15 protein-coding genes are annotated in these 16,613 nt (G+C 69.7%); all 15 read left to right on the top strand.

The window, feature by feature from the left end; translation table 11 throughout:
* The first annotated feature begins 602 nt into the window (after nt 1–602).
* The 15 genes from ACQPW6_RS01385 (at nt 603) to ACQPW6_RS01315 (ending at nt 16,509) form a co-directional block, all read left to right on the top strand.
* Complete coding sequence (locus tag ACQPW6_RS01385; RefSeq protein ID WP_433887640.1) at nt 603–1,406, top strand: ABC transporter ATP-binding protein; 804 nt, start codon at nt 603–605, stop codon at nt 1,404–1,406.
* A gap of 10 nt (nt 1,407–1,416) precedes the next feature.
* Nucleotides 1,417–2,142 carry an SRPBCC family protein gene (locus ACQPW6_RS01380; RefSeq protein ID WP_433887639.1) on the top strand — a complete coding sequence of 242 codons (726 nt, stop codon included), beginning with the start codon at nt 1,417–1,419 and terminating at the stop codon, nt 2,140–2,142.
* Nucleotides 2,120–2,980, top strand: coding sequence for an HpcH/HpaI aldolase family protein (locus ACQPW6_RS01375; protein WP_433887638.1), 861 nt, complete (start codon nt 2,120–2,122; stop codon nt 2,978–2,980). The genes ACQPW6_RS01380 and ACQPW6_RS01375 overlap by 23 nt, the downstream gene beginning before the upstream one ends.
* 82 nt (nt 2,981–3,062) lie before the next feature.
* Nucleotides 3,063–4,124, top strand: a complete 1,062-nt coding sequence (locus ACQPW6_RS01370; RefSeq protein ID WP_433887637.1) for an amidohydrolase family protein — start codon at nt 3,063–3,065, stop codon at nt 4,122–4,124.
* Nucleotides 4,121–5,773 carry a thiamine pyrophosphate-binding protein gene (locus ACQPW6_RS01365; RefSeq protein WP_433887636.1) on the top strand — a complete coding sequence of 551 codons (1,653 nt, stop codon included), beginning with the start codon at nt 4,121–4,123 and terminating at the stop codon, nt 5,771–5,773. The genes ACQPW6_RS01370 and ACQPW6_RS01365 overlap by 4 nt, the downstream gene beginning before the upstream one ends.
* Nucleotides 5,773–6,729: a hypothetical protein gene (locus tag ACQPW6_RS01360; RefSeq protein WP_433887635.1), complete on the top strand. Its 957-nt coding sequence runs from the start codon at nt 5,773–5,775 to the stop codon at nt 6,727–6,729. Before ACQPW6_RS01365 ends, ACQPW6_RS01360 begins: the two co-directional genes overlap by 1 nt.
* Nucleotides 6,722–7,900, top strand: a complete 1,179-nt coding sequence (locus ACQPW6_RS01355) for a DUF3500 domain-containing protein (RefSeq protein ID WP_433887634.1) — start codon at nt 6,722–6,724, stop codon at nt 7,898–7,900. Before ACQPW6_RS01360 ends, ACQPW6_RS01355 begins: the two co-directional genes overlap by 8 nt.
* Nucleotides 7,901–7,917: 17 nt before the next feature.
* Nucleotides 7,918–8,784 (top strand): hypothetical protein, encoded by an 867-nt coding sequence (locus tag ACQPW6_RS01350; RefSeq protein WP_433887633.1) that lies wholly within the window; start codon nt 7,918–7,920, stop codon nt 8,782–8,784.
* A 93-nt stretch (nt 8,785–8,877) separates the two neighbouring features.
* On the top strand, nt 8,878–9,879 hold the full coding sequence (locus ACQPW6_RS01345) for an ABC transporter substrate-binding protein (RefSeq protein ID WP_433887632.1): 1,002 nt from the start codon (nt 8,878–8,880) through the stop codon (nt 9,877–9,879).
* 74 nt (nt 9,880–9,953) lie between these two features.
* Nucleotides 9,954–10,814, top strand: coding sequence for an amidohydrolase family protein (locus ACQPW6_RS01340; protein WP_433887631.1), 861 nt, complete (start codon nt 9,954–9,956; stop codon nt 10,812–10,814).
* 81 nt (nt 10,815–10,895) lie between these two features.
* Entirely contained in the window at nt 10,896–11,567 is a 672-nt protein-coding gene (locus ACQPW6_RS01335) for a GntR family transcriptional regulator (RefSeq protein WP_433887630.1), read from the top strand.
* 47 nt (nt 11,568–11,614) lie between these two features.
* Complete coding sequence (locus ACQPW6_RS01330; RefSeq protein ID WP_433887629.1) at nt 11,615–13,216, top strand: carboxylesterase/lipase family protein; 1,602 nt, start codon at nt 11,615–11,617, stop codon at nt 13,214–13,216.
* A gap of 11 nt (nt 13,217–13,227) precedes the next feature.
* Nucleotides 13,228–14,313, top strand: coding sequence for an ABC transporter substrate-binding protein (locus ACQPW6_RS01325; RefSeq protein WP_433887628.1), 1,086 nt, complete (start codon nt 13,228–13,230; stop codon nt 14,311–14,313).
* A 46-nt stretch (nt 14,314–14,359) separates the two neighbouring features.
* Entirely contained in the window at nt 14,360–15,217 is an 858-nt protein-coding gene (locus ACQPW6_RS01320; protein ID WP_433887627.1) for an ABC transporter permease, read from the top strand.
* 68 nt (nt 15,218–15,285) lie between these two features.
* The gene (locus ACQPW6_RS01315; protein ID WP_433887626.1) at nt 15,286–16,509 is read left to right on the top strand and encodes a lactonase family protein; all 1,224 of its coding nucleotides are present in this window, start codon (nt 15,286–15,288) and stop codon (nt 16,507–16,509) included.
* The last annotated feature ends 104 nt before the right edge of the window (nt 16,510–16,613 follow it).

The following is a 16,613-nucleotide window of genomic DNA, read 5'->3' as shown; positions in this document are numbered from 1 at the left end:
GGCATCGCTGCGACCACGGCGCTGCCGCTCCGGGCGGCCATGGCTCTCGGCGGGTTACGCGCAGATTGTTCGACAACATGTGTCGAGATGTGGTGAGGAACGTAGCACCAGGGCAACTTGGTGGCAATATTGATGGACAACTGGCCGGACGCGGGTTGGTGGAGCCTCTTGGATGACGGGTTGAGGGCCGACGTGCCGGTGCCTTCCGGCTCTCGACGCCCTCCGCGGTGCCGTGGTCGCCGTGTTCGCCGGGTTTGTCGTCGTATTCGCTGGGTGACCGCCCGGTGGCCGGCCGGTGACCGTGATGCCTCCGTGATGCGTTGTCCAACAACTAATAGCGTTGTCGGTTGACTACTCATAGTCACTATGCTTTTTTCGTGCAGACTTCTTGCCGGGGTGATTCGGCGGTGTTACGGTCACTCGCAAGTTGTTGGACAATCCATCGCTCGGTAGCGATTCCCGCCAGTCGAGCGCCAGCTGGGACGAGCTGAGCCGCAACCGCAGCCGCCCTCGCAGTCAACGAGCCCCACTGACAAGGCCACTCGAACGCCGGACGCGCGAGTGCCCGATCGCGTCACCCGTAGCCGGTCTAGGAGACAGAGTTGTCGACCAACCCACGCGACTCCCATGCGGAGGCACTCCGCTTCGAAAACGTGACCCTGGAGTTCCCGGGTACGCACCAACCGGCCATCCAGGACATCTCGTTCCGCGTCGCGCGGCGCAAACTCGTCGCGGTGATCGGACCGAGCGGATGCGGCAAGAGCACGATCCTCAACCTGGCCGCCGGGCTGCTCGCCCCGACCACGGGCGAGGTCTACTTCAACGGTGAGCGGGTCACCGCGGTCAACTCCCAGGCCGCGTACGTGACCCAGCAGGCCAACCTGCTGCCCTGGCTGAGCGTGCGGGCCAACATCGGCCTGGCGCTGAAGTTCCGCCGGGTGCCCAAGGACGAGCGGGAGGAGCGCATCGCCCACTGGGTCAAGGTGGTCGGCCTCACCGGCTTCGAGGAGCACTACCCGCGGGAGCTCTCCGGCGGCATGCAGAAGCGGGTCGCCATCGCGCGGGCGCTGATCTACGACCCGGCGATCGTCCTGATGGACGAGCCGTTCGGACCGCTGGACGCGATCACCCGGCTCAAACTCCAGCAGGACCTGCTCAACCTCTGGGAGGAGCAGCAGGGCACGCTCGTGTTCGTCACCCACGACCTCAACGAGGCGATCTACCTCGCCGACGAGGTGATCGTGATGAGCCAGGGGCCCGGGACGGTGCACCGCGTCCTGCAGGTCCCCTTCGAACGGCCGCGCAGCATCGGCTCGCTGGTCGAGTCGCGCGAGTTCTCCGAGATCTACAACGACCTGTGGAGCCTGTTCAAGTCCGAGATCGACCTGTCCGACGCCTCCGCATAAGGAAAATGCCGTGATATCGATCAAGGAAGAGATCGCCGTACCCAGCCCGCCAGAACGGGTCTGGGAGGTCATCTCGAACCCCTCTGACGTGGTGTCCTGCATCAGCGGCGCCGAGCTGGGGGCCGAGCACGACGACGGCTCCTTCGACGGGGCCCTGGTGGTCAAGTTCGGTGCGATCCGCGTCAGGTTCGCCGCCCGGATCCGGCTGGAGCTGGACGAGGCCGAGTTCGAGGGCCGGCTGACGGCCACCGGCGGCGACGGCCAGGGTGCCACCCGCTTCCGTGGTGACGCCACCTTCCGGGTGGTCGAGGACGAGGCGGCCGGCGGCACCCGGGTGGTCATGAACGGCGAGGTGACCCTCTCCGGCAAGCTCGCCTCGCTGGTCGAGTCGGGCGCCACCGTGGTGACCTCCAGGATGACGAAGGACTTCTCGGCGAAGCTGGTCAAGCGCTGCACGGAGCCGGCGGTCCTGGTCGGCGCCCCCGGCGAGGAGGCGGCGGTCCCGGTCGCGGTACCCGCCGGCGACTCACCCGCTGCTGCCGCCGCCGCGGCGCACGCCCCGGCCGCCGCACCGCCCCGCACCGGACGGCTGGGCCGGCTGCGCGCCTGGTTCGCCCGCCTCCTGCGCCGCAGGCAGCCGCCACCGCCGGCCCCCGACTCGGGCACCCCGGACGTCCCGTCCCCGCGTACGACACAGACCGAGGAGGTCGGCAGTGCCCATACCCAGGCTCAATAAGGTGATCGGTGCCCTCGAAGCAGGGCAGCACGTCTTCGCGTCGTTCGCGGCGGCGGACCCGAGCGCCGCCCTGGAGTTCGGCACCAGCGCCTACGACGCCCTGGTCTTCGAGACCGAGCACAAGCCCTGGGACGCCCCCGCGCTCCGCGACACCCTGCAGTACCTCCTGAACAGGCGGCAGATATTCGGGGCCGACAGCGTCGCGCCCGCCCTCACGCCGCTGGTGCGGATCCCGGTCAACGGCGGCGAAAAGGCGCAGTGGCACGCCAAACAGGCACTGGACCTGGGCGCGTACGGCATCGTGTGGCCGCACGTCTCCACCGTGGAGGAGGCGCGCAACGCCGTCGCCGCCTGCCGCTACCCCCGGCTGGCCGACCGCCCCCGCTACGAGCCGGCCGGCCTGCGCGGCGACAGCCCGGCCGCCGCCGCCCGCTACTGGGGGATCACGAACGCCGAGTACTACGCGAAGGCCGACGTCTGGCCGCTCGACCCGGACGGCGAGATCCTGGTGGCCCTCATGATCGAGGACCAGCTCGCCATCGAGAACCTGCCGGACATCCTGGACCAGGTGCCGGGTATCGGGCTGATCATCATCGGTGAGGGTGACATGAGCCAGGAGCTCGGCATCCCCCGGGAGTACGACCACCCGCTGATGCTGGAGTGCAAGCGCCGGATCCTGGACATCTGCGCCGCCCGCGGAGTCCCGGTCGGCCACCCGCACGTGACGGCCGACAACGTCAAGCAGGTGCTGGACGACGGCTACCGCTTCCTGATGACCATGCCGGTGCGCACCTACCCGGGCCTGCAGCTGGGCCGGATGCTGACCGGCGACGCCTGACGGCGGACCCGTCACCACCGCCCCCCTTACCGGCACCGCACCGGGCCTCCCACCGCAGGCCATGCCAACTTCGGAGATCTTCATGCTCATTGACTGTCACGGTCACTTCACCACGGCCCCGGCCGCGCTCGGGAAGTGGCGCGAACGACAGATCCAGGCGTTCGAGGAATCGGGCGCCCGGGTGTCGCCCGACGAACTGCACATCAGCGACGACGAGATCCGCGCCGCCATCGAGCAGGGCCAGCTCAAGCTCCAGGTGGAGCGCGGCGTCGACGTGGCGCTGTTCTCGCCGGGCGCGGGGAAGATGGCCCACCACTTCGGCGACGAGCGGACCAGCCTGGACTGGTCCCAGGTGAGCAACGACCTGATCGCCCGGGTGTGCGGGCTCTTCCCGGGCCGGTTCGTCGGGGTGTGCCAGCTCCCGCAGTCCCCGGGCGAGGCGCTGGCGTCCTCGATCCGGAGCAGCGCGGCCGAACTCCAGCGCTGCGTCGAGGAGTTGGACTTCGTCGGCTGCCTGCTCAACCCGGACCCGTCGGACGGCTACTGGCAGGCGCCGCCGCTGACCGACCGAGTCTACTACCCGCTCTACGAGAAGATGGTGGAACTCGACGTCCCGGCGATGGTCCACGTGGCGATGTCGCGGAACCCGGCCGTGCAGGGCACGTGTGCGCACTACCTGGGCGGCGACACCGCGGTGTTCATGCAGCTGTGCGAGTCGGACCTGTTCACCGACTTCCCGACGCTGAAGTTGATCATTCCGCACGGCGGCGGCGCCGTCCCCTACCACTGGGGCCGCTACCGCGGCTTCATGCAGGACCGGGGCCGGCCTCCGCTGGAGGAGGCGGTGCTGCGCAACGTCTTCTTCGACACCTGCGTGTACCACCAGCGCGGTATGCAGCTGCTGACGGACGTCGTCCCCGCGGACAACATCCTCTTCGCCTCCGAGATGATCGGCGCCGTCCGCGGCGTGGACCCGGAGACCGGCCACCGGTTCGACGACACGAAGTACCTCCTGGACTCCGTCGGCACGCTGGCCGACGCCGACCGCGAAGCGGTCTACGGCGGCAACGCGCTGCGGGTGTTCGGGCGACTGGAAGGCGTGCTGAAGTCCCACGCCACGAATGCGAAGGGGACCGGCAAGTGAAGGTCTACGAAGCGCTCGCCGAGGCGTTCGTCCACGAGGGCACGAGCGACGTCTTCGGCATGATGGGCGACGCCAACATGCACTGGATGAACGCGCTGCACCAGCGCGGGGTCCGGCTGTACGAGGTGCGGCACGAGGGCTCCGGGCTCGGCATGGCCGACGGGTGGGCGCGCACCGCCGGCCGCCCCGGTGTGGTGACCACGACCAGCGGCCCCGGCGTGTCGCAGCTCGCCACCTCGATGCTCTGCGCGAGCCGGGCCGGCACCCCGCTGGTCGCCTTCTGCGGCGAGACCCCGGTGGGCGACGAGACGGCGGTGCAGTACCTCGACCAGCGCAGGTTCGCCGCCGCGATCGAATGCGACTTCGTCCACGTGTCCCGGCCCGACCTCGCCGAGGAGGCCGTCCAGCGGGCCTTCTACACCGCCAGGACCCGGTCGCGGCCGGTGATGCTCAGCGCGCCCTTCGACGTCCAGGTCAAGGACTTCGAGGACGCCGGCCCGTACACCCCCTCCACCGACCTGATCGGTCACGCCCGGCTGCTGCCGGACCCCGCCGCGATCCTGCGGGCGGCCGAGCTGGTGCAGGCGAGCAAGCGGGTGGTGATCATCGCCGGACGGGGCGCGCGGCTGGCGGGCGCGGGGGAGCAGATCCTGCGCCTCCAGGAGCAGACCGGCGCCCTGCTGGCCACCACGCTCCAGGCGAAGAACTGGCTGTGCGAGGGCAACGAGCACCACGTGGGGATCTCCGGGCTGTTCGGCAGCAAGGTCGCGATGGAACTGCTCCAGGAGGCCGACTGCGTGATCGCGGTCGGCGCCAGCCTGAACCACTACACCACCGAGCACGGGCTGCTGTTCCCCGATGCCTCCTACGTGCAGATCGACACCTCCCCGAACCTGGTCATGGGCCACGGCAAGGCCGCGGACGTCTACGTCCAGGCCGACGCCGTCACCGCTGTCGCGGAGCTGAGCCGGGTGCTGGACAAGCGGCCGGCCGGTGCCCAGGGCTTCCACACCCCCGAGGTACGCAGCCGGCTCGCGGCACCGCTGCGGGCCCCGGCGGAATACCACGCGGAACCAGGCCGCCTGGACCCCCGCGAGGTCATCCACGTCCTGGACGCCGAGATCCCGCCCGAGATCGGGCTGGTGCTGGGCAGCGGCCACCAGACCGACTTCGGCACCATGCTCTTCCAGCGCTCCCGCGACGTGCTGTCGAACTACGGCATGTTCGGCGCCATCGGCCAGGCCCCGCTGCTGACCATCGGCTCGGTCGTCGCCGACGGCGGGAAGCCCGCCTTCGTGGTGGAGGGCGACGCCAGCTTCCTGATGCACCTCTCGGAGTTCGAGACGGCCGTCAGGTACGGGCTGCCGGTGCTGGTGGTCGTCATGAACGACGAGGGACTGGGCGCGGAGTACCACAAGGCGAAGGCCAAGGGCCTGGACCCGGAACTCGCGGTGATTCCGACGCCCGAGCTGGGCGCGGTCGCGGTGGCCCTCGGCGGCGGCGGCGCGACCGTGCGCACCACGGCCGAACTCACCGCCGCCCTGTCCGACTACGTGCGCAGCCCCCGGCCGTACATCATCGACGTCCGGATCACCCGGAACGTGCTGAGCGTGCCCTACCGCCGCCTGCAGTACGGCGAGGACGTCTGATGGCGCCGGCAGCGGTGGCGGAACGCGATCCGCGCAACCGGACGACGCTCTCGATCGCACTGGGGGACTACCCCCACACACGTCCGATCAAGGACGGCGCCATCCCGGTGCAGGGGGTGGACTGCCGCTTCGCGCAGGCGTCCCCGCTGTACACCGCCTTCACGCGGATGGTCAGGAACCTGGAGTTCGACGTCTGCGAGATGGCACTGGCGACGTACTTCCAGGCCAGGGAGGCCGGGGTCCCGATCACCCTGCTTCCGGTAGCCATGATCGGCAGCACCCACCACCAGTCGCTCACCCGCGTGTCCGGCAGCCCGAAGCTCTCCCCGCGGCAGTTGGCCGGCAAGCGGGTCGGCGTGCGCTCCTACGGTCAGACCACGGGACTGTGGGTGCGCGGCATCCTCCGCGAGGACTACGGCGTCGAGCCCTCGGACGTCACCTGGGTCACCACCGAGGACCCGCACGTCCCCGAGTACCGGAACCCGGCCAACGTGCGGAGGTCACCGGCGGCGAAGGTCGCCGACCTGCTGCGCGACGGCTCGGTGGAGGCGGCCGTCCTCGGCCCCCGCGCGATCGGCGCCCAGGACGTGGAGCTGGTCCCGGTCATCGAGGACGCGAAGGCCGCCGGGCAGGAATGGATCGAGCGGCACGGCACGATCCCGGTGAACCACATGGTCGTGGTGCGCGACGAGGTGTTGGAGTCCGAACCGGAGGCGGTGGTCGCGCTCTACCAGGCACTCAAGGAGTCGATCGCGGCCACCGCGGCGGAACGCGACGACTCACCGGCCGGCCGGGTGGTCTCGGCGGGTTGGACCCAGGAGTTGGTCAAGTCCCTGGAGACCGGCGCCCGTTATGCGCACCAGCAGCAGGTCGTACGGTCCCGCGTCGACGTCGCCCGGATCGTGGAGCACACCTCGCGACTCAACGGACCGACGGGAGGTCGTGCACATGAGTGAGCTGCGAATCCGCGGGGAGGCCCCGACGCGGCGGCCGGCTGTGTGGACACCGGATCTGTTGGAGAAGGTCGAGTGGCGCAGGCGCGCGGCGGACGAGCCGTTCCGCGGCGTCGCGACCTCGGACGGCGTGCAACCGGGGCTGTTCCCGCTGCGCGGCACCGGCGTCGACGTCACCGGGGTGCGCGGAGCGGCCGCGGAGTACCTGGGCGCACTGACCGCTCCCGAACTGGCCGAGGGCCGGATGCCGATGGACGACGTGACACGGCGGCACTGGGCGAACGGCGCCCGGTACTTCCTGCGGCACGGGCTGCTCCTGGAGGAACTCGACGGCCGCAAGCGGCAACTGGCCATGGAGGTCATCCGGGCCAGTCTCAGCGACGCCGGTTTCGCGCAGGTCGTCGACCTGATGCGGCTGAACCTGACGATCGGCGAACTGCGCGGCGAGGAGCATCTGCTCAACGAGTGGCTGTACTGGTTCAGCGTCTACGGCCGACCCGAGAGCGCCGACCAGCCGTGGGGCTGGCAGCTCGACGGCCATCATGTCAACGTCAACTGCGCGTTCGTCGGCGACCAGATGGTCCTCACCCCGACATTCCTCGGCGCGGAGCCGGTGGTGGCCGAGGCGGGGAAGTACGCCGGCACGACGGCATTCCGGCGCGAGGAAGCCGTGGGCCAGGAGCTGTACTCGAGCCTGACCGGGTCCCAGCGCGAAAAGGCGACCCTCGCGGAGACGATGCCGCCTGAACTGTTCGCCGGCGCCTTCCGGGACAACTTCGAGCTGAACTACCAGGGCCTGCCGCTCGGTGAGCTGACGCCGTCGCAGCGCACGACCGCACTCGAACTGCTCGGCCTGTACGTCGACCGGGCCGGCGACGGGCACGCCCGGGTCCGGCAGCAAGAGGTCGAGGCGCACGCGTCGGACACCTACTTCGGCTGGGCCGGCGAGGGAGGCCCGGACGGGGTCTTCTACTACCGCTTGCACAGCCCGGTGATCCTCGTGGAGTTCGAGCACATGGCGGGTGTCATGTACGCAAACGACGTGCCGACCCGCCGCCACATCCACACCGTGGTCCGTACCCCGAACGGCAACGACTACGGCGCCGACCTGCTGCGCCGGCACCACGAGCGGCACCACCGGCACGGGCACGGCGACCCGGCACACACAGCATGAAGCAGAAGGAGTCGGAGATGAAGTTGGTCGTGGGTCGCGATGACCTCGCGGCAGCAGCCACCGAGGCCGCCCGGGTATCAGGGACCGAGGTGGAGAGACTCGACGTGCGGCCGGTGCACAAGGCATCGCGTGGCTTCGTGAACGACGCTGCCGTCGATGTGTGCGAGGTCGCGGTGGTGACGCTGCTCCAGGCGGTGGCCTACAGCCGTCCGGTCGTGCTGCTCCCCGTCACCACGCTGGTGCGTGCCCAGCACCAGACGCTGGTGAGCCTGAGTGGCCTGCCGGTGGAGAGCCTGGAGGGCAGGAGCGTCGGCGTCCGGTCCTGGAGCCAGACCACCGGGGTGTGGCTGCGGGGCTTCCTCACCGAGCAGTTCGGTGTGGACCTGCGCAAGGTGGACTGGAGAGTGTACGAGGCCGGCCACGTCGACGCGTACCAGGACCCGACGTGGGTCACCCGGGCGCCGGCCGGCGCCGGCCTCCAGGCGGACTTCCTCGACGGCCGCCTCGACTACGGGGTCATGGGCAACGGACTGCCCTCCGACGACCGCATCCGCACCGCCATTCCCGACGCCCTCGGCGTCGCGGCCGAGTGGTCGGCGCGCAAGGGATTCACCCCGATCAACCATGTCATCGGTGTGAGCGCCGCCGCCGCCCGGAAGCACTCAGCAGCGATCTGCGCCATGTACGACGCGATGCGCGACGTGGCCGCTCAGGATCCCGGAGGTTCGGAGCCGGTGGGTTTCGAGGCACTGCGCGCCCCGATATCGCTGGCCGCCGCCTACGCGCTCGAACAGGAAGTGCTGCCGCGCCCGGTCGCTTTCGACGAACTGCTCGCGCAGTCCAGCGAGGCCCTCGGCGTGCGGCCCTCGCGGCTCGGCGGCTGAGGCGCGGTGACGGCCCACCAGAGGACCGGGACCGCCGGTCCGGCCGGCTCGGCATCGGCAAGCACTCGATCGGAAGACAGGACGAAGAAGCGCATGGACAAGCTCACGGTGGCACTCGGGGAGTACCCCCACGGGCAGGCACTGCTCGACGGCAGGGCGGCGGTGGACGGGTACGCGGTCGAGGAGGTGCGGGTCAGACCGATCATCGGCGCCTACCGGCGGATGATCCGGGACCTGGAGTTCGACGTGTGCGAGCTGGCACCGGTGTCCTACCTGATGGCACTCCAGGAAGGCATCCCGCTGACCGCGATACCGGTCTTCCTCAACCGGCGCTTCCACCACGGCGACGTCCAGTGCGCCACGGACTCGGGAATCCGAACGCCCTCGGATCTGGAGGGACGCCGGATCGGGGTCCGCGCCTACACCGTGAGCACCGCCGTATGGGTGAGGGGGGTGCTCCAGGAGGAATACGGCGTCGACCTGGACAAGATCACCTGGGTGGTGGACGACGACGACCACATCGAGGGGCACACACCGGCAAATGTCGAGCGGGTCACCGACGGACGCTCCCTCGGTGCCCTGCTGGGCGCCGGAGAGGTCGACGCGGCGTTCACCGGCAACGCGGGCACCGGGCGGGCAGGCGCACCCAAGGCCGGCTGGACGGCCGCTGCTGAACCGCCGTCAGCCGGTGAGGGCGGTGACGAGGCCGACAGCGGCCCGTACCCGCTGTTCCCGGACTCCGACGTGCTCAGCGCCGACTACTTTCTGCGCACCGGCATCTATCCGCTGCACTCGGTGATCGCGATCCGCTCCGAGCTGGTGGATCGCGATCCCGGTCTGCCGACCGCGCTCTACGCGGCGCTGGCGGACAGCAAGCGGCGGCAGGTCACCGCTGATCCGGAGTGGACGGAAGTGCCGCGGTTCGCCCGGCAGGCGCGCCGGCTCGGCAGCGATCCCATTCCGTACGGCATCGGCGCCAACCAGGCAAGCCTGGAGGCGATCGTGCGGTACTCGCGCGAACAGGGTCTGCTCAGCGCGGACTTTGCCGAGGACGTACACCGGCTGTTCGCCGAGGGCGACTATCCGGACGCCTAGGGACGGCGGCCTCGGACGCCCGTACCGCACACCACATGCCAACACACGCCCAGCGCGAAGGAGCAGCGGAAACCGTGGACATCGTCGACACGCACTGCCACATCATCTCGGAGGACCTGGCCGTCTACCCGCGAGCGCCCATCGGGGGGAACCAGTCGCAGTGGGCGGTGTCCCGGCCCGTCACCGCGGAGGGCATGGTCTCCCGGATGGAGGAGGCCGGCATCCGGCAGGCCGTGCTGGTGCAGGCCACCACCGCCTACGGATACGACAACTCCTACGTCCTGACGAGCCGCAAGCGCCGGCCGGAGAGGTTCGTCGCGGTGGGCACTTTCGATCCGCTGCGGCCGGGCGCCGGAGCGCGGCTGCTCGACCTGGTCGGCGAGGGGGGTCTCGCAGGCGTCCGGCTGTTCACCAGCGGCAGCACCGTGCCCGCCCAGGGCGAGTGGTTCGCCGCGCCCGAGACGTACGACTTCTGGCGGACCGCCGAGGAGGCGGGTGTCACCGTCTGCCTCCAGATGCGACTGGGGCCCGCCACCAGGCACCTGATCTCGGTCCTGGAACGATTCCCCGGAGTGCGGGTGCTCCTTGACCACCTGGGATACCCCGACATCGCGACCTCTCCCGGCGCCGCGGGCGCGGAGGTGGCGGAACTCGCGAAGAATGCGGGTCTGCATCTGAAGCTCACCCACCGCAATCTCGAACGGCTCCACGATGCCGGAAAGGAGGCGGTCGACTTCCTCCAGCCGGTGGTCGAGGCGTTCGGTGCCGACCGTATCGCCTGGGGCTCCAACTGCCCGGCTGCCGAGCAATCGCTGCCGGAACTCGTGGGACTCGCAAAGGAGGTCCTCGACGTTCTCTCCGAGGAGGCACGGGAGGATATCTTCGCCGGCACGGCCCGACGCCTTTACCCGGGCCTCGGCGCGGCACGGGACTGAGCAACTGCCACAGGACCTTCCGCAGCGGTGCAGAAGCAACTACAGGTGGCGTTCCCCTTCTAGGATGCGTAGGCGATCACGGTGGACCAGAGCAACAACGGCGGCGTAACCAGCGAGACCAGGACTTCCGCCACCCGGTCGAGTCAGGCGTACGAGGAACTGCGTTCGCTGCTGCTGTCAGGAAGCATGGAGCCGAACACCCGGCTGACCGAGGCGGATCTGACCAGGATGTTCAACGTCTCGCGAAGCACGATGCGCGCGGTCCTGGTCCGGCTGACGCAGGAGGGATACGTCTCCAGCGAGGTCAATCGCGGAGTGCGGACCAGGGACTTCTCCCCCGAGGAAGCGGCGGACATTCTCGAGGCGCGCGAAACGCTGGAGTCCGCACTTGCGGGCAAGGCCGCCGAGCGGGCGACGGAAGACGAGATCCGCGCATTGCGCGCCACGCTTGACGAGATGGCGGATGCCCAGTCGCGCGGTGACCAGGCGGCCTATTCCCAAGGGAACCGAAGATTCCACCAGCAGGTGAAAGAAGCCGCTCACCAGGTGACACTCGCCCGGGCGTACGAAACCTTGTTGTATCCGCTTGTCATGCGGCAGTACCGCAATGTCGCCGTACACCACCCGCGGGCCGGGTCGTACGAGGAGCACCAGGCGATCCTGCTGGCCATCGTCACCCGTAACCCGGACGCGGCTGTCGCGGCGATGCGGCACCACGTCGCCGCGGCGCGGCATGCGCTGGTCCTTGAGTAGACACCCGGGCGTGCGCCCGGCGACCGAACTTTCACAACGACTGGGAGGTGACAATCGTGCTTGATCCGGTGGAGACCACTTCTGGCCTCGTGCAGGGGATATCGGGGCGGGACCGCTCGGTGGCGGTCTTCCGGGGAATCCCCTATGCCGCGCCCCCGGTCGGTGAACTGCGCTGGCGTCCCCCCCAGCCGCCGATTCCGTGGACCGGAATCCGCCGAGCCGGCAGCTTCAGCGCGATGTGCCCTCAGTCGCCACGCGACGCGGTGACATCGGGCATCGGCCTGGCGATGAGCGAGGACTGCCTCTACCTCAACGTCTGGACCGGGGCCGCCACCTCCTCGGCCCCGCGTCCGGTGCTGGTGTGGATCTACGGCGGCGGCTTCCGCGCGGGCACCGGCGCCCATCCCCGCTTCGACGGAGAGGGCCTCGCCTGCCGCGGCGTGGTCGTGGTGACCTTCAACTACCGGCTGGGCGCCTTCGGCTTCCTGGCCACGCGGGAACTGAGCGAGGAGTCCGGGCAGGCCGCCTCGGGGAACTACGGGCTGCTGGACAGCATCGCCGTCCTGCGGTGGGTGCGGGACAACATCGCCGCATTCGGTGGGGACCCGGGGCGGGTGACCATCGCCGGTCAGTCGGCCGGCGCGGGCTCGGTGAACTTCCTGGCCATGTCGCCGCTGGCCACCGGACTCTTCCAGCGGGCCATCGCGCAGAGCCACGCGCGGTACTCCCGCGACCCCGAACTCCGGTACCTGAGCACCTCCTACCGGACCCTGGCCGACGCGGAGAGCGCGGGGGAGCGGTACACACGGGCCCACGGTGCGCGGTCGCTCGCCGAACTGCGATCGTTCCCCTGGCAGAAGCTGGTCGACGGGCATCCGGCGTTCGACGGTGGTGTCGACACCCGGAGCAAGGCCAGGCCACCGCTGTTCCGCCCGGTCGTCGACGGTTGGGTGATCCCCGCCGGATACGAGGACACCTACGGCAAGGGCGCGCAGAACGACGTCTGCTACATCGCCGGGAACAACCTCGACGAGAGCGGGGCGGTCCCGGAGTCCGCGTTCGCCGAGCACCGGGCGGCCGGTGCGCTCGACCGGCAGCCGGGCGGCCCTCCGATCCATGTGACGCTGGCGGACTACGTTGCCGCGGCCAAGGAGAAGTTCGGCGTGCGGGCCGAGGAGTTCCTGCACCTGTACCCGGCGGCCTCGGACGACGAAGCGGCCCGCGCCAGCAATGCGGCGGTGCGCGACAACGCCCGCATCTCCACCTATCTGTGGGGCACCCGATGGACCGAGCACACCACCCGGCCGGTCTACACCTACTACTGGACCTACGCCGCCCCTGTCCCGGGGAAGCGTACGCGGAGTGCCTCACACGGCTCCGAGATCGAGTTCGTCCTCGACAACATGGAACCGGGCCGCGCCTCCTGGACCGCCGAGGACCGCGAGATCGCTCAGCGGATGTCGGCATACTGGGCGAATTTCATCGCCACCGGCGACCCCAACGGCCCGGGTCTGCCGTACTGGCCGGCGTATTCGGCGCACTCGCCGACCGTCATGGAGGTCGGCGCTCAATTCGGGCCGATCCCGTTGGCCGACCCCGCCAGATTCAGCTTCTGGAAGTCCTTCTTCCAGACCCAACAAGCATGGTGACAGGAAATCTCATGAGAAATCACACCGCGGAGATCTGTACTGCCGGCAACGCCGCGGGCAGACAGGCGGTCCGTCGTGGCACCAAAGGGCTCGCGCTGACCGCCACGGCGGCCCTCGGGGCGATGCTGCTGGCCGGCTGCGGCAGCGACAGCGGCTCCGGCAAGAGCGCGGACGGCACGACCACGGTGACCGTGGGGATCAGCGGCAACATCTTCGACATGTCCATCCGGCTGGCCGACGCCAACGGCTACTTCAAGAAGCGCGGGATCAAGGTCAAGTACGTGACCCTGACCGCCGCGACCGGCCCTTCGGCCCTCCAGTCCGGCTCCGTGCAGTTCCTGAACTCCAGTCCCACCGGCTTCGTCGCCGCCGTCAGCAAGGGCATCCCGCTGACCGCGATAGCCACCAACGGCGGGGGCAACCCCCTCGGCCTCGTCGTCAGCAACAAGTTCGCCAAGGCGCACGGGCTGACCGCCAAGACCCCCGCCGACCAGGTCGCCGCCGCCCTCGCCGGCTCGACCGGCGGTGCCAGCTCCACCAACACCCAGGCCGAGGCGGGGATCTTCCTCAAGACGTACAACGTCGACCCCGGCAAGGTGAAGTGGGTGTCGCTGCCGAGCCCGGCCGCGGACAAGGCGTCGCTGAAGAGCAACCAGATCGACTGGTTCGTCACCTCGGAGCCGATCCCGCTGAACATCCAGTACAGCGGAGACGGCGTCGTGGTCGCCGACCCGATCAAGGTCCCGCAGTGGTCCTCCACCGAGGCCGGCTACGGACAGGTCGTGGTGGCCCGTACCAGCTACGCCAAGCAGCACGCCGACATCGCCAAGAAGTTCTCCGCGGCCGTCGAGCAGGCCACCGGCTACCTCAAGGCAAATCTGCAGGACAAGACCGTGCTGAACGTCGCGAAGTCCGCGATGCCCGGCATCCCCGACCCGGTCCTGCAGACCAGCCTCGAACAGGTCGACTGGCCGGTGGACGACGAGATGAACGAAGCGGGGTGGAACACCACCATGGCGTTCCTCAACCAACTCGGGGCGCTGCCCGAGGGAACGAAGATCTCCACGAAGAACTGGACCAACGACTACCTGCGGTGACACCGCCCGACGATACGCAGCTGACGAGAACTGAGAGGAGCAGACAATGGCGACTGCTACCGGCAGGCCGGTGCGAAAGACCGAACCAGCCGTCGTGGCCGAGCGGAAGAGCAACCGGTGGCGGGGCGGCCTCACGGTGGTGGCGCTGCGGCTGGGGGTGATCGCGCTGGCCCTGGTGCTCTGGCAGGTGATGAGCGGACCGGTCGTCCCGAAGTACGCGGTCAGCAAGCCGACCGAGGTGTGGACGGCGCTGCACAAGCTGCTCGGGTCCTCCACCGGCTGGACCGACATCAAGGTGACCTCGGTGGAGATCGGCACCGGCTTCGTCATCGGGGTGGCGATCGGTGTGGTGATGGGCCTGCTGCTCGGCTCGTTCCCGCTGGCGGGACGGGTGATGGAGCCGCTGGTCGCGGCCGTCAACGGCATCCCCAAGATCGCACTGGCGCCGCTGTTCGTGCTGTTCTTCGGGATCGGCTCCTGGTCGAAGATCTACATCGCCGCCACCGGCGTGGCCTTCGTCGTCTTCTACAACATCTACCTGGGGCTGCGGCTGCGGGAACGCGAACTCGTGGAGATCATCGAGGTCATGGGCGGGCGCAGGCACCACGTGCTCAGCTACGTGACGATCCCCACGCTGGCCGCGCCGTTCTTCGCCGCGCTCAAGACCGGCGGCCCGCTGGCCATCCTCGGCGTCATCGGCGGCGAGTTCATCGCCTCCTCGCAGGGCGTCGGGCACGAGCTGTTCACCGCCGCGACGAACCTCGACGCCGCCACGGAGTTCGCCGGCCTGATCATCCTGATGGCCATGACGCTGATCCTCAACGCCGTACTGACCCAGCTCGACAAGTACGCGCTCAAGAAGCTCGGCCTGGCCCCGCGGCGCGCGGCCGGCCCCCGCAGGTAGACCTCCCGCGCCGAGGCCACCGAACATCCCCCTCCCATGCAGATCCGAGTGCAAAGGAGCACTCCGCCATGCCTGATTCCGGATCCCCCCGCCATCCGTCCCGCAGGCTCGTGCTCGGCTCGGTGGCGGCGACCGCCGCCGCAGTGCCGCTGCTCGGCCTCGCGTCCACCGCGGCGGCGGCCCCGTCGCAGAGCACCACGCCGCAGCGCACGCCGCCGAGGCGGCCGACCTCGGACCTCGTCTACTTCAACACCTGGAAGGGCACGCAGGTCTACGGTGCCTGGTTCGATCCCGCCGGCGGCGGCCTGACGCCGATCGGGCCGGTGGGCGACGCCGGCGCGGACTGGGCGGTCAAGCACCCGTCGCTGCCGATCCTGTACGTGGCCACCATGGAGGTCGGCGGCGTCGTACGCACCTTCAGGATCGACCCGGCGACCGGCGCCCTGACGAAGACCGCCGACCTGGCCACCGGCGGCACCGGCACGGGCGGCGGCGGTATCTCGTACATCGGCATCGACCGTCCCTCCGCCACGCTCCTCGCCACGAACTTCGAGGACGGCTTCACCGCGGCCGTGCCCATCTCGAAGGCCGGCGAGCTGGGCCCGCCGGCCTCCCTCGCCCAGGACACCGGCACCGGCCCCAGCCCGCGGCAGGCCGCACCGCACCCGCACTACGCGGAGATCGCCCCGGGCGGCCGGTTCGCGCTGGTCGCGGACCTCGGCGCGGACCGCGTCTTCGTGTACCGCTTCGACCGCAGGACCCGCGCCCTGTCCGCCGGCGGCCCGGACGGCCCGTACTCCTTTGCCACGGCGCCCGGTTCCGGCCCCCGCCGGCTCGCCTTCCACCCCGGCGGCCGCACCGTCTACCTGCTCAACGAGCTGACCGCCGACATCCAGACCCTCGGATGGTCGCCGAGGAGGGGCGAGCTGACGCACCTGCAGACCCTCTCCACCGACACCCCCGACTTCACCGGCGCCAGAAGCGCGTCCGACCTGGCGATCAGCGCCGACGGCCGTTTCGTCTACGCCGGGAACCGGGGCGAGAACTCTCTGGTCGTCTTCGCTGTCAACCCTTGGACTCACCTGCTCACCGAGATCCAGCGGATTCCGTGCGGAGGGGTGACGCCCTGGAGCTTCACGGTCCACCCGAGTGGGCGGTGGCTACTTGTCGCCAACGAGGCGAGCGGAACGGTCAACGTCTTCGGCGTCGACCGCGGCTCCGGGGCGCTGGCCGACACCGGCAACGCGGTATCCGTGCCGAACCCGGACTCCATCACTTTCTGCCGCTTCTGACGCAGCGCTCCCGGGAAACACGCGCCGCTTGAACGGCCGGAAGCGCCGCACATGAATGGAGAAACCTCGCAGGCGGAAGCTGTGTATGCCAGCGGTTCAGATCG

This window comes from Streptomyces sp. CA-111067, assembly GCF_050956065.1.
In the GTDB taxonomy this organism is placed as follows: Bacteria; Actinomycetota; Actinomycetes; order Streptomycetales; family Streptomycetaceae; genus Actinacidiphila.
This window is presented reverse-complemented; position numbering and strand designations above follow the sequence as displayed.